We start from the raw sequence: 24,204 nt of genomic DNA, 5'->3' as shown, positions 1-24,204 counted from the left end.
GCGCCATGTTGTATTCAGTCTGAGGCCTCTGTCGCCTTTTGAGCGCGCAAAGACGAGGACTGAGGAAGCTTTTTACAAAACTGATACTTACTGAGGGGGCACGTCGGTGATCCGGTCTGCCGCAAGACGTTCGGAGAAGACGCGATCCGAAAGCCGGGCGATGTAGCTGACGGCCTGCATCATCTCACGGTACTGCATGCGTGTAGGGGCGATAACCGCAACCGTACCCATGTTTTCCGCGCCGATTCGGGCCGGGGCGCCAATTAGAACCAACTCGGGCATGGAGGGTATGGACTGCCCCTCCAGACCGACAATTACGCGCACATCGTGTTGACGGGCATCGACATAGGCGTTGAGCAGCTCTACAAGCTGCTGCTTAGCTTCGAGTGCGATCAGCATCTGGCGCAGGCGCTCGCGATCCAGCTCTCCAGCGAGCAGATTGGCCATCCCCTCCACATAAATGGTTGGCGTAGCCGGATCAGAAGCCAGCGCACCTTGACGGCAGAGATCTTCAAGAGCGCGCAATCGCTGCTGGTATTCCGCACGCTCTGCTTCAATCCTGCGCGTCACTTCTGTGCGAATCCGCTCCATCGGCCAGCCGCGGAAGTTTTCGTTGAGATAGCGAGCAGCAAGTTCGAGGTCGTCGTAGCTCAGGTCGCGGTCAAGCGCCAGCAAACGATCCTGCACCGCGCCGGCTCGTGTGACCAGCACTGCCAGCACCCGCCCTGCCGATAGCCGGGAAAAATGAATGTGCTCCAGAAACTGCTGGATTGGAGACGTCGCTGCGGCGATTCCAAGACCACTGGAAAGGGCAGCAAGGACGTGCGAGGTGCGCTCCAGATATTGCAATGGCGAGGTGATGCCCGAGAAGCTGTCCTCGATCTGCTCTCGCCGCTCGTCGCTCAGGTTTGCCGCAGCCGGGCTGCCGCTGTGTGCAGATTGCTGCAACTGCGCGACGTGATAGCGAAAGGCCAGCGGAGTGGGCACGCGGCCAGCCGAGGTATGCGGCTGATCAAGCAGACCGGCCTCACCAAGAGCCGCCATCACATTACGAACTGTCGCGGAACTCAAACCCTCTCGATTCTCGAAAAGGCGCGCGACGGCCTGCGACGAAACCGGCTCCCCGGTCGCGACGTAGAGATCGATGATGGTGCTGAGCACCAGCCGCTCGCGCGGGCTGACGCGGTACTCCTGCATTCCGATACCTGCCGGTAACATGCTGTTTTCATTGCGCTTATCTACAATTGCAACGTCTAGCTACCCATATTCATTGTAAAACGAGAAATTTGAGTGTCAAGAATGCGGGTCTTTCCGTTCTTGGCCTCCGTCTGTCAGTTCGGAGTTTCGCTCTCCAGAGATGTGCATTTGTTAACACCGACGCAAGCATCGTGAAACAACATTGCGCCGCCACCTTGAATCCAACCCTAACGTTTTACTGGAAGATCCCAACCAGAAGATGAGGAGAATGTATGGGCAACTTTCGAAAGGCAGTAGGTCTTTCCCTGTTGGCGGTAACGCTGAGTACCGGAACCTCTTTTGCGTTCGCTCAGGACCATCACGACAATCATCAGTACGTGCGGCATGATGAATGGAGAAAAGGCGAACACATCAAGAAGGAAGACTGGAACCGTGGGGACAAAATCGACTACCGGCAGTACCATCTATCACCCCCACGTCGCGGTTATGAATGGCGGCTGGTGGATGGCAACTATGTGCTCGCCGCAGTCGCCACAGGAGTAATCGTGTCAACCGTCGTCGCTTCAACTGTTCACTAGAGGACGCCCTGGGCTGACGTTTGAGAGTCAGTCGAGCCGCTGGAACTTCCTGTTCCAGCGGCTTTTCGCACTCAGGACTCAAAAGCTCCTCCGATGACCCCATAACCCATAGTCAACATCTCTTCGTCACAGCTCTTAGGACGGTGAACAGGATTTACGATAGGTCTCATGACGCCTATCGATTCCACAACACTCCCGGCGCCTTTACAAGGGCGCAATTTGGTAAAACGCCTCTTTTCGGGTTTACTGACGGGTCTGGTGTGTTGTGGAACGATCATCGCGCACGCTGCTTCCGCAACTGACTCGGCTGATCTGCGCGCCGATCAGCAATGGCGTGTCGATCGAGCTAAGAATCTTTCCGCTCCCGATGGATGGCTGACGCTGGTTGGTCTGGAGTGGCTGAAGCCGGGAGCAAATTCACTCGGAGGCGCTGCCGATAACACGATCCGGCTCAAGGGTCACGCGCCGGAACATTTGGGAATCATTCAAGTGGATGGAAGCCAGCTCAAACTGCTGCCTCCAACCGGAGGATTTCCGAAAGAGCTCACGCTGGACGGTGCTCCCGCGCATGAGTCCCCGCTCGCATCCGACGACGGCAGGCCATCGTCGCTGGCTACGAACAATCTGCACCTGGTAGTGCTGCATCGCGGCGAACGGTTTGCGCTGCGCATCAAGGATTCGGATTCGCCTACGCGCACCAACTTCCGCGGATTGCACTGGTATCCAATTGAAGCCAAATACCGCATCACGGCGAAGTGGCTTCCGTTCAACCCACCACATACCGAGCAGATTCCAACGGTCATCGGCACTGTACTGAATCTGCAAGCACCCGGGCTGGCCGAGTTCACGCTGAACGGCAAAACAGTCCAGGTTGAGCCGGTGCTCGAGTCGCCAAACTCGAAGGAGTTGTTCTTCATCCTTCGCGACGCAACGAGCCACACCACGACATATCAGGCCTCGCGCTTCCTGTACGCCGAGTTCCCCTCCAACGGCCTTGATAAGCCGGGAACAATTGTGCTGGACTTTAACCGCCTGCAGAACCCGCCGTGCGCTTACACGCCGTATGCAACCTGCCCGCTACCGCCATATATAAACCGGCTGGCGATTGCGATTCCCGCGGGCGAAGAGCGTTATACGCATTAGAAGAGACTCCAGACTTTTCGCTGGTGAGCTGAGCCCTGTGTATCGGAAATTCGCAGTTGCAGACCGAAGTATCGTAGCACCCTAATGCCATGTCGTCGGCAAACGATTCATCGCGAATTAAATCAAAATTTACAATATACCCATCGTGAGGTAGATATCTGCTATGCCAAGACTTGAACGAACTCTGCCAAAGTTATCGATACCTGTTTCGATCCTGTCCGCGGCAGTAATGCTCTTCTGGCTGTGGACAGCGAACGCTAAAGTCGTTCGAGCCGAGGGATCGAATACGGTTGAACCTCACACCGAGGCAGCGGTAATTGCGGATGATAAAAGATGGGACAAGGCTGAGGAGTCTGGCGATACGGCGTTTATCGATGCGTTGCTGCTGCCTGAGTATCGCTCGATCAGTTCAGACGGCAGCACACATGACAAGGCCGCTATCATTGCCAACGCACGTAGGAACGTTAATTCGCCGGAACGGGCAGCCGCCATCGAGAAGTGGCGCACTGCCCATCCGCAGTTGATCAATGTCAAGATCACGGGAGACACTGCGATCCTGACATTCTCGCTGGACAAGCCCGCCGTCCCGAAACCGGTCATGTCCTGTGACGTGTTTGTGTATCGGGATGGCCGCTGGCGTGCGCTGTATTCGCAGCATACCGAGGCAGGGAAATAAGCCATCGCGAGATGGCCCTTGTTTAAGCAGCAAGGAAACCCGGCACGTGTTGCTCGGCGCGTGTGCCCGATTCCCTAGCTGATCTCGATCACATCGCCGCCGCGTTCCGCTGCCTCTTCGGCGTTCTCCTGCAGCTTGCGCGCGATCTCGTAAAACTCCGCAGCCAATGGTGATTCCGGCCCGGCGAGAGCGATCGGCATGCCGCGGTCGCCGCCTTCGCGAATCGACGAAGCCAGCTCCACCGAGCCGAGAAACGGCACATTAAACTGCAGCGCAGTACGTTCCGCGCCACCCTTGGCAAAGATGTCGATCTCGTGATGACAATGCGGGCAGGTGAAGTGGCTCATGTTCTCAACCATGCCAAGCACTTCGACATTAACCGACGAGAACATCTCCAGCGCCTTGCGCCCATCCTGCAGCGCCACGTCGCTGGGCGTGGAAACAACAACCGCGCCCGTGAGCGGAACCGTCTGCACCAGCGAAATGACCACGTCGCCTGTGCCAGGCGGCAGATCGACCAGCAGATAGTCGAGTTCGCCCCACTCCACCTGCTGCAGAAATTGCCGGATGATCTGGTGCAGCATCGGCCCACGCATAACCATCGGCTTGTCACCGGGCGAGATGTAACCGATGGAGATGGTCTTCACGCCATGCGTAAAGTTGGGGATGATCTGGTTCTGCGGTCCCACTCGGGGTTGCGCGCTTGAGCCCATCATCAGCGGAATGTTGGGGCCGTAGATGTCGGCGTCGATCAGACCAACCTTCTGTCCCGCGCGGGCAAGCGCAATAGCGAGATTGACCGAAACGGTGGTTTTACCGACTCCGCCTTTGCCTGAGCCGATTGCAATGATTTTGCTGACGCCAGGAAGTGGAAGCGGCGCCTGGGGAATTCCGTGTGTAGGTCCGTGAGCCATGACGATTCTTTCTCTTGTAAAAGTGTTGATGTGGTTTCGTGGCTACCTGCCAGGCCGAACGCTTCCCTCGACCGGAGGCGCGAGCTTCTCGTGTTTGCGCCGCTCCGATTCGCGCTCGCGATTTTCGCGGCGTCGCAGTGCGCCCTCGTAACGGCGTAGTTCATCCGCTGTCTCAGGCATAAGCTCGGGAACGCGCACCGGGTAGCCATTGGCATCAATTGCGACGAAAACTAAATAAGCGCTGGCCACATGCCGGTGCGTACCCTGCTGAAAGCTCTCAGCCCAGACCTTGACACCGACTTCAAGCGATTTGGAAAACGCGCGGTTGACGCTTGACTTGAGAATGAGCAGATCGCCGACGTGCACGGGCTGAATGAAATCGATGTGGTCCATGGCAGCGGTGACGACATGCGTGCGCGCGTGGCGATACGCTGCCATCGCTCCCACCAAGTCGATAAAGTGCATCAGGCGGCCGCCAAGCAGATTACCCAGCGTGTTCGTATCGTTGGGCAGAATGATCTCCGTCATCTCCGATTGCGACTCAGAGACTGTGCGAGAGTGCGGCGTGACCTGCACCGCTGTCTTGGTCTGAGATTCGATCATGCTTCTCTTGCCTCTTCCGTATGCCGCCCGCGAACCATCTACACTGAGAGCAGTGCGATTGCCGGGAGGGCTGATTCCAGTTTCGGCGGTCGCGCTCGATTACGCAAATTCTTGCTATTTGGTACAACATGTTGCCTGCCGTTGTAAGTGGAATTGCAAAGCTGCGTGACTTAACCGGCCGCGAGTCCTTATTGGAGTTCACGAAGGTATGTTCATTTATCCATGCAGAGGATGAGTCGTCATTCGATTTCCCTACTTACTCGTTGACATTGGTCTTGGAATCGCAGAAGTCAAGCGACAACTACCGTATTTCGATCAGGTTCGAGAATGTCGTACAACTCAAGGTCAGTGAGTTTGGTTACAGGTATCTTTGTGGTCTCGATATCGCTGATGTTTCCGATAGGCAATTAGAAAACATCGGGCTCGAAGTGTTTGATTACGAAAATGAGGCGATCTCCTTCTACTGCAGGTCAGCTGCAATAGAGAGCGTAGAGCCTGTTTATTCTTGAAAGCTTATCTTTGCAATTACGTTGAGGGATATGGACAAAGTTGCAGCACTGAAAGAAATTCTTGAGATGGAGCCGGGCAACGCTTTTGCCCGCTACGGACTCGCGCTCGAATACTCAAATCGCGGCGAGATTGAAACCTCGGTTGCCGAGTTCAATACCCTGCTCACCGACCACCCCGAGTACACCGCCGGCTACTTCATGGCGGCGCAGACGCTTGCCAAGGCCGAGCGCACTCCCGAAGCGATAGCCCGGCTCAGGGAAGGCATCGCCAGCGCAAAGAAAACCGGCAATACGCACGCGCAGAGCGAGATGCAGGCCATGCTCGACGAACTGGACCGTTAGCGCTTCCACTTAAGGCTGCAGTGCGGACGACGGCATTGTGACCGATCCAATCCGGCCTGTGTTGGCGTCAATGACGACCACCCGGATCGAGCCAAGCTTCGACAGCGAATCCACTTCGCGCTGATAAGGAATGCCGGCGGGCATACCGCTGTCGTAAGTGGCTTGCTTAAGCGCAAGCTGCAGCGTGTCTCCCGAAACCTGCGCCTTGCGCACGCCGTCATCACGCTGCGCCAAGAAGATATAGAGCTTGTCGGTCCAGCGAGCCACGTCTGCACCTTGTTGCTCCTGCTTCAAACCTAATCCGGATAACGCAATACGCAGCCGGATCGTTGGTTTGCCGCCCGGCGCATCCGCAGCTTTTACCGGCTCAGCCGAAAGCTGAATGCCGTTTAAGTCTTGCGGCCTCCACACCGCCTCCTGAAAACGCTCTTTCGCCGTCGTGGCCTCTTCGCCGTACATGTATCCGGTGCGGTAACGCAGGCGGACGTCTTTCCTTCCTTTCACTTTGAGCTGCAGCGTGTGGAACTTATTATCAGCAGGCATATCAGGCCTGAAGCTTATCTCATACAGCGCTACGCTCTCCTGCATGATGCTGTCGAGAGTCTTCTCAAGATCGCTGCCTTTGTTGATCGCCCGCCCTCCAGTTGACTCAGCCAGGAGCCGCACCGAAGGCTGGATATCGTGTGTATTCACCTGCATCTGCTCCGCGACTCGGCCTCCAGGTGTCACTCCGCGATTGTTACTACCGCCGGGCGCTGAATTTGCCGAAGCCACAGGATTCAATTGCACCTGAGCATTAGCAAGAGAAGGATCGACAGCGGCGCCACCCGTGTCCAAAATCGAAGCATCTACTGCATAGAGTGAGATGTGCGCCTCGTTCAGCGCGTCCCGTGCGTGCTGTATCGCTGCATCAAGTGTGCTTACCGTGCGTTCTATGTTTGGCTGTTGGTCGCGCCAATCGTACAGTGCGCTGTCTCCAGAGATCCAAACCAATGTCTTGTGTCCCTGCATCGAGCCGAAGTGCTGCGCAAGCGCAATCATCGAAATCAGCGACAGTCCGAGAGGATTATCTCCAAGCTGCCGCAATTGCGGATCTGCAGAATGCATGGCATCCGGCACATCGATGTGATTGCCATTGACCATATTCAGGTCTTCCGGATTGCGGACAGTGTCGAACTGCTGACGATTCCGCTGATCCATCTCTGCAGCTTGCGAAAGACCCGCCGCAGAGGGCATCCATTTCGCCAGCGCAGTCTCAGCGAATTCGTGATCGGTTGTCACATCCTGCAAGACACGAAAGCCATGCTCGTTAACGGAATAGATCGCGAGTCTTGTATTCGGGTGCGCCATCTTGAGGAACTGCAGCATTTCACTGCGTGCACGGTTGATGTCGAGGAAAGGCAGATGGCTTTCATCAATCATGAGAATCAGCAGATCGGATGAATTCGCAAGCGAAGGAGAAGCGGAGCCGGTGTTGGTAAATGTGTCAGTTGGTGGAGTCGCAGACGCCGTCGGCTTTGAGGAATCGTCTTGAAGATGACCGAAGGTCGCAATCTGCTGCGGGCGTCCGTTATCGTAGAGCTCGATCTGATCTGGTTTCAGGTCAGTAACTGGTTTTCCATGTTTGTCTGTGGCGATCAGGCCTATGTTGACGAGCCGCGTCGTAACCTGGAGCTTAAAACCGCTGTCTGTAGATGGAGTAGTAGCGCCTGCCTGCGTTGTGTCCGAAGTAAAGGACAAGGGTAGCGAATCGGCAGTGCTAACCGACATCTCTTGAGCTTCAACAGGCTGGGCCGACGCAGGTCTCGGTGCAGGTGAAGCAGCTACACTCGAATTCGGCAAAGGCGGCGCTGAGGTGGAAGAAGCGCTCTCAGATGCTGATTCCGCAGATGCTGGCTCTGTGACGGTTGCCGCGGTACTCGTGTCGGGTTTGCCTTGATCTGCCTTGTCTTGATCTGCATCATTCAGAACCAGAGTGGTCTCTGAACCAAAACGTCGATAGCTGGTGAAAGTAACATCGTTGAGCTGCAACTCTTTGACTGTTTCAATCGGAGAAATTGGGCTGGTCTGGCGAGGCTCCAGCGCCGCCGAAACAGCAATGCTGTGAATAGGGCAGAAATACGTCTTCTCGCCAATCACCACCGAACCGTATTGCACTGCGATATCGGCACGCCGCAGCATGTCTTCTGGCGTGGGATCCGCCTGCAGCTTGATCTCCAGAATGACGCCGGTTTCAGGATCAACCGTAAAGGAGCCGTGATAACCGGCGGTCTCACGCACTACCAATGGGTTGTTATCGCTCACGATACCGGTGGAAACGCCCTCCGATCTTCCTCCGGTATCCGACGCATAGTGGCTGTTCACCAGTTCTCCGGGATCACTCTTGTGGTACTGCAAGGTATAGTGCGATGCTGCCCTGTCCACCGAGAACCGAAAGACGGCCGCACTTTTGCCGTTCCATGTCACCCAGCCGTCCCAGCCCAGCTTACCCTTCGCCGCATCCAGAAGCACGACGCTGAGGATAGACCCGAATTCACCCCACGACGTAAGACCCGTCGTAACGTAAGGTTTACGCCTGCCCTCGGCTTGCGCCGTTGGATCGTCAGTTTCCCGTCCATCGCGGTATGCGATCGTAGTGTGCATCGCGCCAAGCTTGTAAAAACCTCCGGAAACGGCCTCACCCTGCTGAGCCCTTGCGTCCGGAATATCGGCGAAGTGCTCTGTAGTGCGTGTCGCCATCAAATTCGGCAAGAGCGGAATCGTATGGACGACATAGTTCACAACGCGGCCCATGATCACCTTCTGCGCAGAAAAATCAGGAGTTGGCCGCGTGGGAATCTCGCTGGCAGGAAGCGGAAGAAAGGTAGAACCATCCGCCAGAACTCGCAGGGCTTCCGTTGATTTTTCCCCCGTACTGTCTGCAATGAGCGTCGTCAGCGTGGCCGGACTGATACGTTCAGTCATCGCTATTGCAGCGAGGTCGCGTGTAACCTCAGCATCCGGGCGATGGGCCAGTTGTGCGGCACGCAGCGTCTCCTGGAGCTGCTGCACCGTCAATCTCTTTTCCGCACAAGCCGCTGACGCAGTCAACGCGAGCAAACCCAGCACCGCCAGCTTATTTCTCATAGAAAAGATCATCGTTTTCAACGCACAGCCACTCTACATCCACGCATTGAGGGGAGACAAACTCTTTTACCATCGGGGAAAAACGATTTTTCAGGGATGTTTTAGCCGAGAAACTTTGTAGCGTTTGCAACTGGCGAGCATCTGCTAGAAGCAGTGCGTGGTTTTTCACCAAATGGCAAGGCTCGTCCCGCCCTCACCCCGCTGGGACCCATTTCGTCTACTCTAAGAACATTCCTAACGGAGGCCAGATGAGCCAGACCGTCCCGCATTCATCCCGTACTTCCGATTCGTTGCCGAAAACATTGGGCGAGCTGCGCGCCAGCAAACGCTATTCCGAGGCAAGGCTAGCGCATCGCAGCGTAAAGGACGAGTTGCGCGAAAACCTGATTACCCGCCTGCGCGACAAGGAAACGATCTTCGAAGGGCTCGTCGGGTACGAGGATACTGTCGTCCCGCAAGTAGCCAACGCCATTCTTTCGCGTCAGAATTTCATCCTGCTCGGCCTCCGCGGACAGGCAAAGAGCCGTATCCTGCGTTCGCTCACGACACTGCTCGATCCGTTGACGCCATACGTGGCCGGTTGCGAGATCCGCGATAACCCTTACGCGCCGCTCTGCAGCCGTTGCCGTAGATTGATCGCCGAGCAGGAAGAAGCAACACCAATCGCGTGGATGACACCCGATGATCGCTACGTTGAAAAGCTCGCCACGCCCGATGTAACCGTAGCCGATCTCATCGGCGATCTCGACCCTATCAAAGCCGCGCGTGGCGGTCATGATCTTGCCAGCGACTTGACCATGCACTATGGCCTATTGCCTCGTGCCAATCGCGGCATCTTTGCGGTCAATGAGCTTCCCGATCTCGCCGGCAAGATCCAGGTCGCACTCTTCAACATCCTGCAGGAAGGCGACATTCAGATCAAAGGCTATCCGGTGCGCCTCGCTCTCGACGTGGCACTCGTCTTCAGCGCCAACCCAGAAGACTACACGGCGCGCGGCAAGATCGTAACGCCGCTCAAAGACCGCATTGGCTCAGAAATCCGCACGCACTACGCGGCGACAGTCGAAGAAGGCATCGCCATCACACAGCAGGAAGCCTGGACCGATCGCGGCTGGGGCAGCGTGCCGGGCAGCACCGGCTCTCTGGATGTGCAGCCCTTCCTGCGCGAGATCATAGAGCAGGTCGCTTTTCTAGCTCGTGAAGACCGCCGCGTAGACAAGCGTTCCGGCGTGAGCCAGAGATTACCCATTTCTACTTTGGAACTCGTAATCTCCAACGCAGAGCGCCGTGCTCTCGTTCATGGTGAACGGCTCATCGTGCCACGCATCACCGATCTTTACGCGGCACTGCCCGGTATCACAGGTAAGATCGAGCTCGAATACGAAGGCGAGTTACGCGGCGCCGATACCATCGTTCGCGAAATCATCCGCAGTGCCATTGCGCGTGTCTACGACAAATATTTTTCAGAGGTAAACACGCAGCAGATTGAGCAATGGTTCCACATCGGCGGAGCATTGCAGATCGACGATTCCGACTCTTCAGCGGCCATCCTTGAAAAGTTGCGCGAGATTCAGGGCCTGATGGATAAGCTATCCGCGGTTCGCATCAAGGGTAATGAGTACGCCGCGCAAATCGTAGCTGCTGCTGAATTTCTGCTCGAAGGCCTCTACGCGCACAAGAAGCTGAGCCGCAGCGAAGAGCGCGGATTTACTGCTCCCGACCGCGCGCAACGCCGCGAGCAGCGTCAGGCCACAAGCGACGACGAACCAGAGTACGAGGATTGGCAGAAGCGCCGCTCCGGACGCCGCGGCAGCTTTAATTAACGCCTGTCAGGAGATCCCGATGAAGCGAATCCGGTACACCAAGTACAACGGCGAGTTGGCCGACGAGATCAGCCTCGAAGATCTCATGCAGCAGCTCTCCGACTACATGCTCGACTCGGGCTTTCAAAACCCATGGATGCAGTTCTCCGAGATGAACGAGCACACACTCGAGAATCTCCGCGAGGCCATGCGCCAGGCGCTGGAGATGGGCGACTTCGAGCAGGACCTGCGCGACCGCATCGATCAGATGAATGCCGATGGCGAACTCGATCAGCTCATAGAACAGCTCATGCACCGCATGGAGCAGCAGGACTACATTCGCATCGATGCACCGCAGGATTCGGCGCGTATGTCGAACACGCCAGGCTCCGTCAGCGATGGCGAAGGACAAGGGCAAGCGCGATTTGAAGTCACCGACAAGTCGCTCGATTTTCTGGGTTACAAGACTCTACGCGATCTGCTCGGCTCACTCGGCCGGTCAAGCGCGGGCCGTCACGACACCCGACATCAGGCCACTGGTGTGGAAACGAACGGATCGATTCGCCCCTATGAATTCGGCGACACGCTTAATCTCGATGCAAATGCAACACTGGCTGCAGCCATCACTGCGCAGGCCGAGAAGTGGGTGGATGAAGAGCGTGCCGGTGAACCCTCCGAGCATCACGGCGTATGGCCCATCGAGGTCGACTACCCGCATCTGCATGTGCAGCAGTCGGACTATCAATCCAGCTGCGCCACAGTTGTCATGCTCGACTGCTCGCACTCCATGATCCTGTACGGCGAAGACCGCTTCACACCAGCCAAACGTGTAGCCATGGCGTTGTCGCACCTCATCCGCACACAGTATCCCGGCGACACTTTGAACCTCGTTCTTTTTCACGACTCTGCTGAAGAAGTTCCAGTCTCGCAGTTAGCACGCGTCAAAGTCGGCCCGCATTACACCAACACCCGCGAAGGCCTGCGCATGGCGCGCAGCATTCTCAACCGCCAGCGCAAAGAGATGCGCCAGATAGTGATGATCACCGACGGCAAACCCTCGGCGCTCACTCTTCCCGACGGACGCATCTACAAGAACGCGTTCGGCCTCGATCCGCTTGTACTCTCGGAAACACTCGAAGAAGTCGCACGTTGCCGCCGCTCCGGCATCCTCATCAACACATTCATGCTCGCGAGCGATCCCGGCCTCGTGCAGTTTGTGCAGCGAGTCAGCGCTATGTGCCGCGGCAAAGCCTACTTCACTACACCACAAACCCTGGGCAATTACCTGATGATGGACTTCCTCAACCGCAAGATGAAGACCGTCCACTAACAACGCCGGCAACTTTTCTATTTGCCGGCTTTGGCACTCGTTCGCTTCGCCTTGGATTTGCTTTCAAGATTGAGCGCCACCGCTGCGCGGATCAAAGCCTTCAGCGCCTTCTCGTCAATCCTCTCGCCCTCGTGAATATCGATAGCGCGCCTCGCGTTTCCATCGAGGCTTGAGTTGAAAAGCCTCGATGGATCGGGCAGCGAAGCACCTTTGGCAAACGTGAGCTTGACGACGCTCTTATACGTTTCACCCGTGCAGACAATCCCGCTGTGCGAGAAAACAGGAGTGCCCATCCACTTCCATTCTTCGACGATTTCAGGGTCGGCCTCATGAATGATCGAACGCACTCGCGCAAACATCTTTCCTCGCCAGTCACCCAGCTCTTTGATTCGCTCATCAATGAGCACCGAGGCTGATACCGATGAAGCAGTCTCTTTCATGTCAAACTCCCTCTCGATCTGTATGACCGTTGTCTCCGATCAAGATGCATCCGTCTGCGGCTCTGATCGGCTTAGCGCAATCAATTAAGCGGGCTTCTTTGAAAACAGCCTCACCACCAGATATCCCTTCCACATCCAAAGCCCTGAAAGCACAATTACTGGCACAAAGAAATATCGAGTAGGCACAGCGTAGAAATGTACCATGTCGAACGGACTGTAAATGTAACCCACGATCGGAATAGCAAAGATGATGTGGATCCAGCGAAGAATCCATCGGACTGTAGAGCTCTTCATGCTTTCTCTCTCCAATGCGTCTTACTGCTGAGTCATTGTTTGTTGCCTTGCGCTGCGCGAGAGGAATCACCAGGCAACGTAGCTCCGAACTGATCTGCATATTGTCGAGTTAATTGCTGCCAGCCCTCATACTTCATCGCGTCCGCGCCAACAATGCGGCCTAACGGATCATCCGTAAGCAGACGATCCAAAACATCGAAACAGATGTGCCAACCCGCGGCTCCCCACACAACGTAGCGGTGGTCAATGCTATGCCACAGCGTGAGGCGCGTGCCACGGCCAAGCGGCTCCAGTTCCCATCGAATATCGTGAAACTCCAGCACCGCCGGAGCCTCAACTCGCGTCACACGCGCAGCCGTCACTCGCGATGTGCCAGTCCACGTGAGATTCACCGCACCTTCCCGATCAAGGTGCGTATCCGCATCAAAGGGAGCCCACTCACGCAGATGCGCCGGATCGGTCAATGCCGTCCACACCTTCTCAGGCGAATGACGCAGGTCTCTCACAAGAACGAGCGTCCACTTCTCACCGTCCTTCAATACACGCGCTCCATTGGCCGGACCAGGCACATACCGCTCGTGATCGCTCACCTTTTCTCCCTCCAGATAGCAGTTGCCAGTCTCAACCCTGCCAGCGTTTCAACTGTGTTAACTGAATAAGATTCCCGCAAGTGTCATTGACTGTGGCATTCCAGGCATACTGTACGTCGGTCGGCGCCATGGTGAACTCAGCGCCAGCAGCTTTCATGCGCTCAAAATCTGCCTGCAGATTATCGCTGAAGAACATCACCGCGGGCTGGTTTTGCTGGAACAAAGCTTGCTGAAAAGTAGCTGCTGCTGGATTGTTGATGAGCGCCAGTTGCAGCTCCGTTCCCTCCGGCTCCTCTGCCGAGGCCACCGTGAGCCATCGATACGGTCCATTACTGTAGTCGGCCTTCTTCACAAAGCCAAGAACTTCGGTATAGAAGTGCAGAGCTTTTTCCTGATCGTTGACGTATATCGTGAGCAACTTGATCTTCATCGGTTTCCCCTCAGTGTGAGATTTGCGGGCGCTCCCGCATTACTTCTTCTTTTTTTGCAGTAGAGATCGTTTTGTTCGTTTCGCAGATGTTACGTGAGCCGGTGTTGCACGCTTCGTTTGTACGATCGCTTCCATGGCATCCATACGGTCCAAATGGCGTTCCAGAGCATCGACATGCGCAGACCAGAATCGGCGAAATGGAGCGATCCAGTCATCTAGTTCCTGCAACGGCTCAGGCCTTAGCCGGTACAAGCGGCGCTGCGCATCCACCGTAGCATCCACAAACCCCGCCTCGCGCAGCACACGCAGATGCTTCGACACTGTCGTCTGCGGCATCCGTAGCTGACGCTCAATCTCACCCACTGACTGCTCCGACGAGAGCAGCAGACTCAGGATCGCGCGACGGTTTGGCTCCGCGATAATTTCAAATATAGATTCCACGCTTCTTATATACCTGTAAACGCATATACACGTCAAGGCATAAATTAAACTATTTGAGCGATAGTGATCATCTACATGCCGTTGAGATTTCGCCCTGAATGAGAAACGGTAATAACTAGCGGTTGGAAACCATGGCGGACTCAAGCGCCCGCACGGAGCGCCCAAGCCACGTACGTACCGCAGAATTGGACGCCACTACAGGAAGCGATGCAGCCATGATGCGATACACGTCTTTCCTTCTTATTTTGGAAGCGTGCCCCGGCTCCAGCCAGCGATTATTGCCTGCGAGCAACACCAGGGTGTTCAGTCCAATGGCCACTGGCCAAAGACATGCCAGACGCAGACGTATCGACCACGGCGACAAAGCAGTGATGTAGTCGATGGCATGTCTGTAGTGCTCCATCGCTTCTCTGATCAATTCCAATAGCACCGGTCGCGCCAATTGCGAACCACCGGGCGAAAGTAGATCGTTTACCGTCAGGCCGTGAGACGAAAGCATTGTCTCCGGTAAGTAGCAACGCCCGATGCGCAGATCTTTACCGCAATCTCGCAACACGTTTGTATATTGCAGCGCCTTTCCGAACCGGATACCGCGATCGATCATCTTTTCCGCAGAATCCCTCAGCGCGCGGACTACATGCCGGGCCGTCATGATGGTCCAGAATTCGCCGACGCAGCCGGCAACCAGATATGTGTAACGATCCAACTCCGCTAATTCTTGAAGAGCGACAACCCGTCCTGCGGACTCATCCGGAAAATTCCTCAGATCGAACTCCATGCCTTCCGTGAGAGTATTCACGATCGTTCGCACAGATTCCCGATCGGCTGCATTGAGATCATTAAGCAGAGTGAGTGCAGAGCTTAATGACTCCAGCAGCGCTTTCTCCTTGGAGTCACTCTGCTGCGTGGCTACTTCCTCTCGAATCGCGCGTAAAGCAATTTCATCTGGTACACCATTCACCTGCTCGCGTAAAGAAAGCAATAACTGCATGCGCTTCTGTGGAGAAATCAAAGAAGTGTCTGCAATGGTGTCGGCGGAGCGTGCCAGAAGATAAGCCAGACCAACCGGAGCCCGCATGCCAACCGGCAAAATGCGAATCGTCAGATAAAACGAGCGTGAGACGCCCTTTAAGAGCGGTCCCAAAAGCTCAGACCGGTCAGGCGCTGACGTCATGTGGTGAGCGGTAGCCACAAGCTATTGTAAACAGCGCATTTGATGGGGCCTGCTAATCCAACCGTGCTATAAGCGGCCGAGTAGAACGGCTTCGCGATCTTGCAGTGTGCTCCGAATCGCTTCCATGCCTGCTTCAAGATCTTTCATACGAGTTAGCAATGTATCGGCATCTTTTTGGTTGACCATCGTGCGCAGCAGTTCGCACTGCCCCGCCAGACGCTCATCAATTGCGATCAGCCGCTGCAGCGTTGGTGCCTCTTCTCGATACCGTTGCGTCATGCGATCGTTTTCCGGTACAGGTTGGTGCGTCAACGCTGCTTTGATCGCACCGATCGATCGCCCGAGACGCTCCAAGCTCTGCGCGGAAGCAACCGCGACAGCATCGGGAAATGGTTTGGAGCGCGAAGGCGGCGGCAGAAACTCGCGCCTGTAGTTACTTTCCGCTGATTCCACACTTGCCATTGCATTGCCAAGCAGAGCTGCGGCCTGGCTGCGTACCAACTGATCGTCGGCGCGCAACTGGTTCTCGGCACGGTAGAAGTTATAGCCCCAGCCATAAAACAGATTGGTCGCAATCTGCCGCAATGCGCCTGCGTCGTAAAATCCCTCGCCCGCCACTATTTTTCACCACTCAGTTTGACGTCGTCGCCCAAAGAATAAACTCCGGTCGTCCCGCCTCCGATAGTGAACGGAACACCAGCCGCTGCATTGGGCGCTGAAATCAACCCCTTGTCAGCCATCTTGAGCGCGAGATAGTAGCGCACTGCCTCGATTGGCGTAAGGCCGATGGCCTGCAGCGAAATCAATTCGCGCATGCGCTCGTCCTTGGGCATGATCAGAATCTTCAGATCGTTGAGCGTGATTCCATAAGCCTTCAAAAAGTCGGTCAGATGATTCTTAACGAGCTCCCGCACATCATTGATGTGCTCGTTGATGTCCTCCATCTTTGTAACCTGGACAATCTGATTGATGGACTGCTCGATGGCCGGCCCCGCATACTCCGCAACCTGGCGCACGTCGATGAACGCACCGTTGAATGGCATGTGCGTGATCAGATCAAGCGCCGCCTGCGGGGTATCGACATGAATGTAGTAATCAACCTGATAGGCCATCTCAGCCATCTCTTCGCTGGTGGCTACGCCTTCGCTGCGCACCAGCAACTTGGATCGGTTGATATAGATCACCTCAAAGACCCAAGGGGAATTACCACCGAAAAATCCCTGGGCAATTGAGCCGAGCAGCGGCTTGTCGGGGGTAGAAAGCGCATATTGCCCGGTTTCATACACGTTTAATACTGCGCCGCGCGACTTGAGCACGCAGAAGTGATTGCTTTCAACAGTAAGCAGCGACCCGGAGACGATGCTTTCATCCACGAGGATGACAGCGAGATTCCTGGTACCCAACAAATCCGTGCCGTTTTGCAGTGAAGTAATAACCTGGCGAGTGATTGCCATGCAGTCTCCTCAAACGTGTGATTTCGTCAGCAAGGATACCTTGCCGCAGCGCGTGTGCCAAGCTCGATGCCGAATTCAGATAGTGTGCAAGTCTATGGCACTCGTACATTTTGAGGAAGTGTATATCTTTTGGATCTTGAATCATGTTCTTGCGCTGCTTAAAGACATTTGTCAAAATCGACTAGCAAGAAAACACACATGGCCGGTGGACCTATCCACCAAAGAGGAAATGCATGAAAAGGAATACCCTCTAGTAACAGATCTCCGCGATCGCCAGTACCTCAGGCTTCGCTCCTTGCAAACCTTCCAAGGTCGACAACGTACAGGCAACTATCTAATCGAAGGTATAAGGCATTTGGCTCGCGCTGTAGAAGAAAGCGCACCAATCGAACAACTCTTCGTCGATCCTTCCATCTTTTCCAACCGTTTCGGGCAAAAGCTGGTGCGCAAACTAAGGCGCGCAGGTACGCCAGGCATTCGTCTTGCTCCAACCCTCTATCGCGATCTCACGCTCGCTGCTGAACCACAGGGCGTTGGAGCGGTTCTGAGACAACACTGGAGTTCTATTGATATCACTCCGATCAGACAGGAGGCACTCTGGCTTGCTGTCGAATCGGTAGATCAGCCAGGCAATTTGGGAACGATTATTCGCACTGCAGAAGCAGCTGGAGTCGAAGGAATTTTTCTGCTTGGTCCAAGCATCGACCCTTGGGACCCAGGATGCGTCCGCGCGACGATGGGTTCCCTATTCGCACAGAGGCTAATACAATGCACAAGCCGTGAGTTGGTGAACTGGGCGCGCTCCCATCATGTCTCGATGATCGGTTCCTCTCCGCACGGACTGCTCGACTACAAAACACTTCGGAGCCGATGGCCAGCGGTCCTGTTGGTCGGCAGCGAACGGCACAGACTTTCTGAAGTACTCATGGGCGCATCTAACTTTTTGACTCGCATTCCGATGTGTGGACGTGCCGACTCGATCAATGCCGCAGTAGCCACGGGCGTGTTGCTCTTTGAGCTTTCCGTGCAACTGCGAATGAACTAATTTCGTCACCAAAAATCGGTGAACTTGGGAGTCTCAAAGATCGTCGAACAGCTCTCTTTGAGGCTCCTGATCGGCAAGCAACTCGTGAATGCATTGTTCGCGGTCATTCACAAAGCGCTGAACGATGCGATAAGGATCTGTTTGTTCGTAAGGAATCTCCTCAACGCGACCGCGATCAAAGGAAATGATTTGAGCTTCTGGAAAGCCCAGCAAAATAGGCGAATGACTCGAGATGATGAATTGCGCATCCGAGCATCGCTTAATCGTGTCGCTTATAAGGACTAGGAAGGCTAACTGCCTTTGGGGAGAGAGAGCCGCTTCAGGTTCGTCCAGAAGAAAGAGGCCATTTCGCCTCATTTTTAGGTCAAGGATAGTAAAGAACGTCTCCCCGTGCGACCTCGTATGCAAACTCTTACCGCCGTAATATGACACAATCGGCGTTCCGAGACCGCCAGACTCAGAGTCTTCATCAATCCAGGTAGCAGTGTTAAAGAAACTCTCGGCCCTCAGAAAAAATCCAGCGCCAGTACGCTTGTCGAACGATAGTCTTAAGGCTGTGACGAGCGGATCGATCACGTGATTGCTGCTCGTACTGTTATTCCAGAAATTTCGAGTTCCGCCTTCGCGGCCAAAACCATAGTGCGCGGCAATCGCCTCAATGAGGGTCGACTTGCCAGTGCCGTTTTCGCCGGTAAAGAGACAGACACGGGAGTGAAGATTCACTTCAGTAAGGTTACGAATCGCTGGTACGGTGAATGGGTAACGATTCCAATCAACGACCCGATCCCGTAGCAATGAGATTTTCTTAAGCAAAGACGTGTCCCTGCCCGAAAGTTTCTCATGACAGGGAAACTTTGGCCTCAGTTATCGGTGCATTCCAAATCATTCGCGGCAGCAAAATGAGCTAGTCACTTCCTGGATCTCGCAGTATGGCTGCTGAACCGCTCATGGTTCGAGTCATTCTACGAAATTGGGATCGCATAATAATGGTTGATTCTCTCGACAGACGGCCAATGTCTCAAGAGATAGGCCCGAGAAACCACTAAGCACAATGCCTGCCTTTGATACTTTGGTTTCACCTATCTCGGCCCCGGATTGGCGTCACACGAAAATTTGCTCCACTGCGTTCCGTGTGGAACAATGCCGCGATTCCCATTCGCTGTAACAAGGCACAAAATGGCAAAATTTTACGCAATTGGAAGTGCCTGAAAAGACGCGACTTCCAACAAACCTCGCCAAAGCCTTCGCAGTTCAGCCAAAAGTGTTCTACGAGGAGCAATTTGCAGCACAGAACGAAAGCCTGAAATTGCTCCACGTGGAGCAATTTCAGACCGATGCCGTCGCCAGTTCCTTGCGTACCGCTGGTGCGACCTTGGTTCCCAGCAGTTCGATGGCCTTGAGCATTTTGCTGTGGTCGAGATGCGCCGAAGTCATCTGGAAATCCAGACGGGTAACACCTCCCAGCGCTTCATTGGTATAGAGCACCTTTTCAACTACAGCCTCCGGATCTCCGATAAGGAAAGCCCCATGTGGCGAGCGAGTAGCATCGTACTGTGCACGGGTAATCGGGGGCCAGCCGCGCTCTTTGCCGATCTGACTCATCATCGTCGCGTAGCCGGGATAGAAATCATCGGCTGCCTGCTGCGTGCTTTCGCCGACAAAGCCGAACATGTGCAGACCAACCTTGAGCTTTTCCGGCCCATAACCGGAGCGCTCACCTGCCTCACGGTACAAGTCAATCAGCGGACGGAAGCGATGCTGCTGTCCGCCGATAATCGCCACCATCAACGGCATGCCCAGATAGCCGGCGCGAGCAAAAGATTGCGGCGTACCACCGACGCCGATCCAGATCGGCAACTCCTGCTGCACAGGGCGAGGATAAACGGCTTGGTCGTGCAGTGCAGGACGATGCTTGCCGCTCCAGTCGATTTTGAGGTTGTCGCGGATCTTGAGTAGCAAGTCGAGTTTTTCCACGAAGAGTGATTCGTAGTCTTCGAGCTTAAGACCGAAGAGTGGATAGGCCTCAACGAACGAGCCGCGGCCAACGACCATCTCGGCACGGCCGTTAGAGATGAGATCCAGCGTTGCGAACTCCTGGAAGACGCGCACAGGGTCTGCGGCGCTGAGCACTGTGACGGCGCTGGAAAGACGAATGTTCTTGGTCCGTGACGCAGCGGCCGCCAAGATCATGGTTGGCGCGGAATCGAGGAATTCTTCGCGGTGATGCTCGCCGACGCCGAAGATATCGAGGCCGACCTGATCGGCTAACTCGATCTCTTCGATGAGGTTGCGCAAGCGCTCGGTGGGTGCGATTGTCGCGCCGGTTTCGGGGTTTTGGATGGAGGCGGCGAAGCTGTCGATACCGATTTGCATGATGAATCCTCAAAATACTTGTTACAACAACTAATTCGATGCCGACGACCGGAAAATGATTCAGGTGGAGCAAACAGTGGACAGATGAACGGTGGACGGAAAACCGTAGATCCGCACGTTTGTGATGCCCGCTCTCCTAGTTAGTCGAAGACTACTGTTTTGTTGCCGTAGCAGAGGATGCGGTGTTCAAGATGCCAGCGAACGGCGCGGGAGAGCACGATGCGCTCCAGGTCGCGTCCACGGGCGATTAGATCGGGAACCTGGTCGCGGTGAGAAATGCGGGCTACGTCCTGCTCAATGATGGGGCCATCGTCCAGCGCGGTGGTGACGTAATGACTGGTGGCTCCGATGAGCTTGACGCCGCGGGTGTGGGCTGCATGATAGGGACGTGCGCCGATGAATGCGGGCAGGAATGAGTGGTGCACATTGATGATGGCTGCCGGGTAGCGTGCGACAAAATCCTCGGTGAGAATCTGCATGTAGCGGGCGAGGATGACGAGCTCGATTTGGAGCGAGGCGAGCAAATCACGCTGCTGCTGTTCGGCGTCTACGCGAGTCGTTGGGGTGACGGGGATGTGTTCGAAGCGGATACCGTAGAAGGCGGCGAGGAGCTCGGCTTCACGATGGTTGGAGACGATGATGGCGATCTCGCATGGCAACTCTCCAGAGCTGTGACGGTGGAGCAAATCGGCCAGGCAATGCAGATATTGCGAGCAGAAGATGGCGACGCGTGGCTTGTGGCTGAAGCGATGGAGTTGCCAACGCATTTGCAGTTCGGACGCGAGTGACTGGAAGGATTGCTTGAAGGCGAAGATGACGTCGTTATTAGCTGTGGAAGATACTGCATTGGCGCTGCTGTCGGGAGACCACTCGACACGCATGAAGAAGAGGCCTAGTTCGTGGTCCTGGTGCTGATCGGCATGGAGGATGTTGGCGCCTTGCCCGTAGAGCAGGCCTGAGACGCGAGCAACAAGGCCTTTGCGATCTGGGCAGTCGATGAGCAGAACGGCCGTTTCGGGTTCAGTCTTCGCTTTCGATGTCAATTCAGGTTTGCGATCGGTATCAGGCATCGCATCCAGCTTACCGGAACTGCTTCAGCTCGCTGCTACTCGCAGCGCAACGCCACGACGGGCTCTACCCGCATTGCCTTCCGCGCTGGAGCGAGGATTGCCGCGAACGCTACAAGACACAGGAGCACCGACACACCAATAAAGACAGCCGGATCGTATGGACCTACCTGGAAGAGCAGATGCCGCAACAGTATCGCAGAAGCAAGCGACGCTGCGAGCCCCAGCGCACCGCCTAAGACAACTAATCGCATCCCTTCCCACGCTATCAGTCTCAGCACGTCACCTCGATCTGCGCCGAGGGCCATGCGCACTCCGATCTCAGATGTCCGCCGCTCGGCAATGTATGCGACTAATCCGTACAAACCAATCAGAGCCATGCCTAATCCGGCGAGAGCAAAGAAGCTCAACAGCGCCGCTTCAAAACGCGGTCTATCCGCCAGTTTGCCTACACGTTCACTCAACGCTTCGATCTCTACTGGAGTCACAGGATCGATACGCGCGATCTCAGAGCGTACCCATGGCACAAGAGCGTGTGGTGGAGTAGATGTAGCGAGAATCAAAACGCCGGAACGCCGCCAGTCATCGGGTGCGCTGCGACTCAAGCGATAATATTCCGGCTCATCGGCGTTGGCCAATCCTGAGTTCCGTACGTTGCCGACCACACCGACGATTGTGTACCAGGGTTCGTTGGGACTGGGCCGTACTTGCTGCCCAAGGGCTTTCTGTACAGAGTCTGAGCCAGGAAAGAGAAGATCCGCCAAGAGCTGACTCACAATCATCTCGTGCTCTGTACCTGTCCGCTCGGCCTCAGTGAAGTTGCGTCCGGCTACAAAAGGAATCGAGAGCACCTTGAAGTAGTCGGGTGTGACCCAACGCCATGCGACCATGCCGCCTGTTCCCTCAGAGATGCCAGCCGATGGTTTGCCCTGGACAGCCATGACGTGCAGGATCGACTCGTGATGCCCTCCAGCGGGTGGAAGCGTATCGCTCATGCCGACTGCGGTTACTCCGGGCAGACGGCGCAGTGCGGTCTCTGCCTGAAGAAAGAACTGCATCTGCTTTTGTCCAGTGTTGTAACCCTGCTGGCCGAGCTCGATGCTGGCCGTGACTACTCCTGTTGGGGTCAAGCCGAGATTCTGGTTCTGCAGATTCCAGAAGCTGCGGACCAACAGCGCAGAAGCAGTGAGCAAGACCATGCTTATCGCAATCTGTGCAACCATCATCATGCGACGCAGCAGTGCCTGAGCTCCGAAGGGAGAACCGCGCATCATTAGCGACAGTGCACGAGGGCGATGAAGGCTAGCGAGAACACCTAGCCCTATCGCACAACATGCGGTCAGTATTAACGTGGCCGCCGCTATACGAATGTCCAAGTGGGCTTTATCGAGAAATGGCATCGCTGCCGGCGAGATCGCGACAAAGAGGTGAAGCAGTATTGCCGCTAGCGCCCAGCCAGCAATGGCTGCAATCAACGACAGGAGCGCAGCCTCAATCATTGTCTGCTGCACCAGCTGTCCCCGGCTTGCGCCAAGGGCCGAACGCACGGCGAGTTCCCGCTCTCGTGCGGCGGCGCGGGCAAGCATCAGTCCAGCCACGTTGGCACAGGCAATCATGAACACGGCCAACACTGCACCAAACAATATCCATGCGGTTAATCGCACATGCTGCATCTGCCGGTCGCGCACTGAGCGCACACGAAGATGAACCTCTTTTTGAAAAGCTGGAGGAACGAGCTTCAGCGAATATTGAAACAGTGGCTGCAACGATTGAGCAGCCTGTTCCATCGTGATGCCGGGCTTTAGCCGCGCGTAGGCATACATCACCCTTCCCGGGTCAGCCTTTCGCTGCTCTGCCTCGTTCAATACTTGTGGCAAAAGAATATCGGCGGGTTCGAGCGCCGGCATTTCAAAACCCTGCGGCAGAACACCTACGATGCGCGTTGCCGTTCCGTCGATGTCGATCAGCTTATCGATGACTGCGGGATTAGAGGCATAACGGCTGCGCCACAATCGATACGAAATGAGAGCAACCTTTGGCCCGTTTGGCTTGTCTTCTTCCGGCAGAAAGTTGCGTCCCAAGGATGGAACGATGCCCAGCACAGATAGAAAATTTCCTTCGACGTGAGCGCAGTTCAACCGCGCGGGGTTGTGCTCCGTCAGATCGCACTCGTCTACGCCTGTTTCTGATGTGAAACTTGTAAACGGTCTCTGATTGTCACGCCAGACGTAATAAGAACCACCCAGCATGAACTCATCAGGAATAATGGGCGCTGTCAGCCCGACCGAAACGAGCTGATCTGCATGAGCATAGGGCAGGCTGCGAAACAGAATTGGATCGATCACGCTGAGTACAGCGGTTGTGGCGCCGATGCCGAGTGTCAGTGTGGCAATCGCTGTAACGGCAAAGACGGGACTACGACGAAAACCGCGAAGGGCATAGCGAAGATCCTGCATGCAGTTGTCTAAGATCCAGCCGGGCCACTGGCGATAGGTCTCTTCGCGCGTCCGTTCTACACCGCCAAACTCTATCATGGCCTTACGCCGCGCCTCCGCTTCGTCCATGCCGGCTTCGCGCATGGCTTGCACAGCCTGCTCGAGATGAAACTGCAGTTCTTCGTCCAGCTCGGACTTTCCATGGAATAGTGCTCGAAGACGCGCTCTCAAGCCGTACATT

The 24,204-nt window shown here is 55.5% G+C and carries 23 protein-coding genes; 7 read left to right on the top strand and 16 right to left on the bottom strand.

Annotated elements, in window-relative coordinates; genetic code table 11:
* Positions 1 to 87: 87 nt before the first annotated feature.
* Positions 88 to 1,218 (bottom strand): heat-inducible transcriptional repressor HrcA, encoded by a 1,131-nt coding sequence (hrcA, locus tag OHL22_RS19210; RefSeq protein ID WP_263341065.1) that lies wholly within the window; start codon positions 1,216 to 1,218, stop codon positions 88 to 90.
* Between the two features lie 251 nt (positions 1,219 to 1,469).
* Here hrcA and OHL22_RS19205 point away from each other — a divergent pair, with 251 nt between their 5' ends.
* The 3 genes from OHL22_RS19205 to OHL22_RS19195 all read left to right on the top strand — a co-directional run bounded on the left by OHL22_RS19205 (position 1,470) and on the right by OHL22_RS19195 (position 3,594).
* Entirely contained in the window at positions 1,470 to 1,775 is a 306-nt protein-coding gene (locus OHL22_RS19205) for an RcnB family protein (RefSeq protein ID WP_263341064.1), read from the top strand.
* A 168-nt stretch (positions 1,776 to 1,943) separates the two neighbouring features.
* Entirely contained in the window at positions 1,944 to 2,918 is a 975-nt protein-coding gene (locus tag OHL22_RS19200) for a DUF1684 domain-containing protein (RefSeq protein ID WP_263341061.1), read from the top strand.
* 163 nt (positions 2,919 to 3,081) lie between these two features.
* Complete coding sequence (locus tag OHL22_RS19195) at positions 3,082 to 3,594, top strand: nuclear transport factor 2 family protein (RefSeq protein ID WP_263341059.1); 513 nt, start codon at positions 3,082 to 3,084, stop codon at positions 3,592 to 3,594.
* A 74-nt stretch (positions 3,595 to 3,668) separates the two neighbouring features.
* Here the strand turns inward: OHL22_RS19195 and OHL22_RS19190 are convergent, their stop codons facing one another.
* Both OHL22_RS19190 and OHL22_RS19185 read right to left on the bottom strand, forming a co-directional pair.
* Positions 3,669 to 4,508: an Mrp/NBP35 family ATP-binding protein gene (locus OHL22_RS19190; RefSeq protein ID WP_263341056.1), complete on the bottom strand. Its 840-nt coding sequence runs from the start codon at positions 4,506 to 4,508 to the stop codon at positions 3,669 to 3,671.
* Positions 4,509 to 4,550: 42 nt separating this feature from the next.
* Positions 4,551 to 5,111: an acyl-CoA thioesterase gene (locus OHL22_RS19185; protein WP_263341054.1), complete on the bottom strand. Its 561-nt coding sequence runs from the start codon at positions 5,109 to 5,111 to the stop codon at positions 4,551 to 4,553.
* Between the two features lie 539 nt (positions 5,112 to 5,650).
* Here OHL22_RS19185 and OHL22_RS19180 point away from each other — a divergent pair.
* Positions 5,651 to 5,962, top strand: a complete 312-nt coding sequence (locus OHL22_RS19180; protein WP_263341052.1) for a hypothetical protein — start codon at positions 5,651 to 5,653, stop codon at positions 5,960 to 5,962.
* Between the two features lie 9 nt (positions 5,963 to 5,971).
* Here the strand turns inward: OHL22_RS19180 and OHL22_RS19175 are convergent, their stop codons facing one another.
* On the bottom strand, positions 5,972 to 9,088 hold the full coding sequence (locus tag OHL22_RS19175; protein ID WP_263341050.1) for a VWA domain-containing protein: 3,117 nt from the start codon (positions 9,086 to 9,088) through the stop codon (positions 5,972 to 5,974).
* 248 nt (positions 9,089 to 9,336) lie between these two features.
* On the opposite strand from OHL22_RS19175, the gene OHL22_RS19170 reads away from it, so the two are divergent.
* The gene (locus tag OHL22_RS19170; protein ID WP_263341047.1) at positions 9,337 to 10,911 is read left to right on the top strand and encodes a sigma 54-interacting transcriptional regulator; all 1,575 of its coding nucleotides are present in this window, start codon (positions 9,337 to 9,339) and stop codon (positions 10,909 to 10,911) included.
* A gap of 19 nt (positions 10,912 to 10,930) precedes the next feature.
* Entirely contained in the window at positions 10,931 to 12,220 is a 1,290-nt protein-coding gene (locus tag OHL22_RS19165; RefSeq protein ID WP_263341044.1) for a vWA domain-containing protein, read from the top strand.
* A gap of 17 nt (positions 12,221 to 12,237) precedes the next feature.
* Here OHL22_RS19165 and OHL22_RS19160 read toward each other — a convergent pair whose 3' ends face one another.
* The 8 genes from OHL22_RS19160 to OHL22_RS19125 form a co-directional block, all read right to left on the bottom strand.
* On the bottom strand, positions 12,238 to 12,660 hold the full coding sequence (locus OHL22_RS19160) for a DUF1801 domain-containing protein (RefSeq protein WP_263341041.1): 423 nt from the start codon (positions 12,658 to 12,660) through the stop codon (positions 12,238 to 12,240).
* 84 nt (positions 12,661 to 12,744) lie between these two features.
* Positions 12,745 to 12,954 (bottom strand): hypothetical protein, encoded by a 210-nt coding sequence (locus OHL22_RS19155; protein ID WP_263341040.1) that lies wholly within the window; start codon positions 12,952 to 12,954, stop codon positions 12,745 to 12,747.
* A 32-nt stretch (positions 12,955 to 12,986) separates the two neighbouring features.
* Entirely contained in the window at positions 12,987 to 13,544 is a 558-nt protein-coding gene (locus OHL22_RS19150; protein ID WP_263341037.1) for an SRPBCC domain-containing protein, read from the bottom strand.
* Between the two features lie 31 nt (positions 13,545 to 13,575).
* Positions 13,576 to 13,974 (bottom strand): VOC family protein, encoded by a 399-nt coding sequence (locus OHL22_RS19145; RefSeq protein ID WP_263341034.1) that lies wholly within the window; start codon positions 13,972 to 13,974, stop codon positions 13,576 to 13,578.
* A gap of 39 nt (positions 13,975 to 14,013) precedes the next feature.
* Complete coding sequence (locus OHL22_RS19140; RefSeq protein WP_263341033.1) at positions 14,014 to 14,415, bottom strand: ArsR/SmtB family transcription factor; 402 nt, start codon at positions 14,413 to 14,415, stop codon at positions 14,014 to 14,016.
* 115 nt (positions 14,416 to 14,530) lie between these two features.
* The gene (locus tag OHL22_RS19135; protein WP_263341030.1) at positions 14,531 to 15,589 is read right to left on the bottom strand and encodes a phytoene/squalene synthase family protein; all 1,059 of its coding nucleotides are present in this window, start codon (positions 15,587 to 15,589) and stop codon (positions 14,531 to 14,533) included.
* Positions 15,590 to 15,655: 66 nt separating this feature from the next.
* Positions 15,656 to 16,207, bottom strand: a complete 552-nt coding sequence (locus OHL22_RS19130) for a hypothetical protein (RefSeq protein ID WP_263341027.1) — start codon at positions 16,205 to 16,207, stop codon at positions 15,656 to 15,658.
* Positions 16,207 to 17,043 (bottom strand): SPFH domain-containing protein, encoded by an 837-nt coding sequence (locus OHL22_RS19125; RefSeq protein WP_263341024.1) that lies wholly within the window; start codon positions 17,041 to 17,043, stop codon positions 16,207 to 16,209. The genes OHL22_RS19130 and OHL22_RS19125 overlap by 1 nt, the downstream gene beginning before the upstream one ends.
* Before the next feature lie 94 nt (positions 17,044 to 17,137).
* Here OHL22_RS19125 and OHL22_RS19120 point away from each other — a divergent pair, with 94 nt between their 5' ends.
* Positions 17,138 to 18,088 carry a TrmH family RNA methyltransferase gene (locus OHL22_RS19120; protein WP_263341021.1) on the top strand — a complete coding sequence of 317 codons (951 nt, stop codon included), beginning with the start codon at positions 17,138 to 17,140 and terminating at the stop codon, positions 18,086 to 18,088.
* Positions 18,089 to 18,121: 33 nt separating this feature from the next.
* On the opposite strand, the gene OHL22_RS19115 is transcribed toward OHL22_RS19120, so the two are convergent.
* From OHL22_RS19115 to OHL22_RS19100, 4 genes are all read right to left on the bottom strand, one after another.
* Complete coding sequence (locus OHL22_RS19115) at positions 18,122 to 18,901, bottom strand: AAA family ATPase (protein ID WP_263341018.1); 780 nt, start codon at positions 18,899 to 18,901, stop codon at positions 18,122 to 18,124.
* 513 nt (positions 18,902 to 19,414) lie between these two features.
* Complete coding sequence (locus tag OHL22_RS19110) at positions 19,415 to 20,461, bottom strand: LLM class flavin-dependent oxidoreductase (protein ID WP_263341015.1); 1,047 nt, start codon at positions 20,459 to 20,461, stop codon at positions 19,415 to 19,417.
* A 140-nt stretch (positions 20,462 to 20,601) separates the two neighbouring features.
* Positions 20,602 to 21,531 (bottom strand): formyltetrahydrofolate deformylase, encoded by a 930-nt coding sequence (gene purU / locus OHL22_RS19105; protein ID WP_263341010.1) that lies wholly within the window; start codon positions 21,529 to 21,531, stop codon positions 20,602 to 20,604.
* 35 nt (positions 21,532 to 21,566) lie between these two features.
* Complete coding sequence (locus OHL22_RS19100; RefSeq protein ID WP_263341008.1) at positions 21,567 to 24,203, bottom strand: ABC transporter permease; 2,637 nt, start codon at positions 24,201 to 24,203, stop codon at positions 21,567 to 21,569.
* Position 24,204 lies beyond the last annotated feature (1 nt).

It is taken from the genome of Acidicapsa dinghuensis, assembly GCF_025685685.1.
GTDB classification, from domain to species: Bacteria; Acidobacteriota; Terriglobia; order Terriglobales; family Acidobacteriaceae; genus Acidicapsa; species Acidicapsa dinghuensis.
Note: the sequence above shows the minus strand (reverse complement) of the source record. Positions and strands in the feature narration are given on the sequence as shown.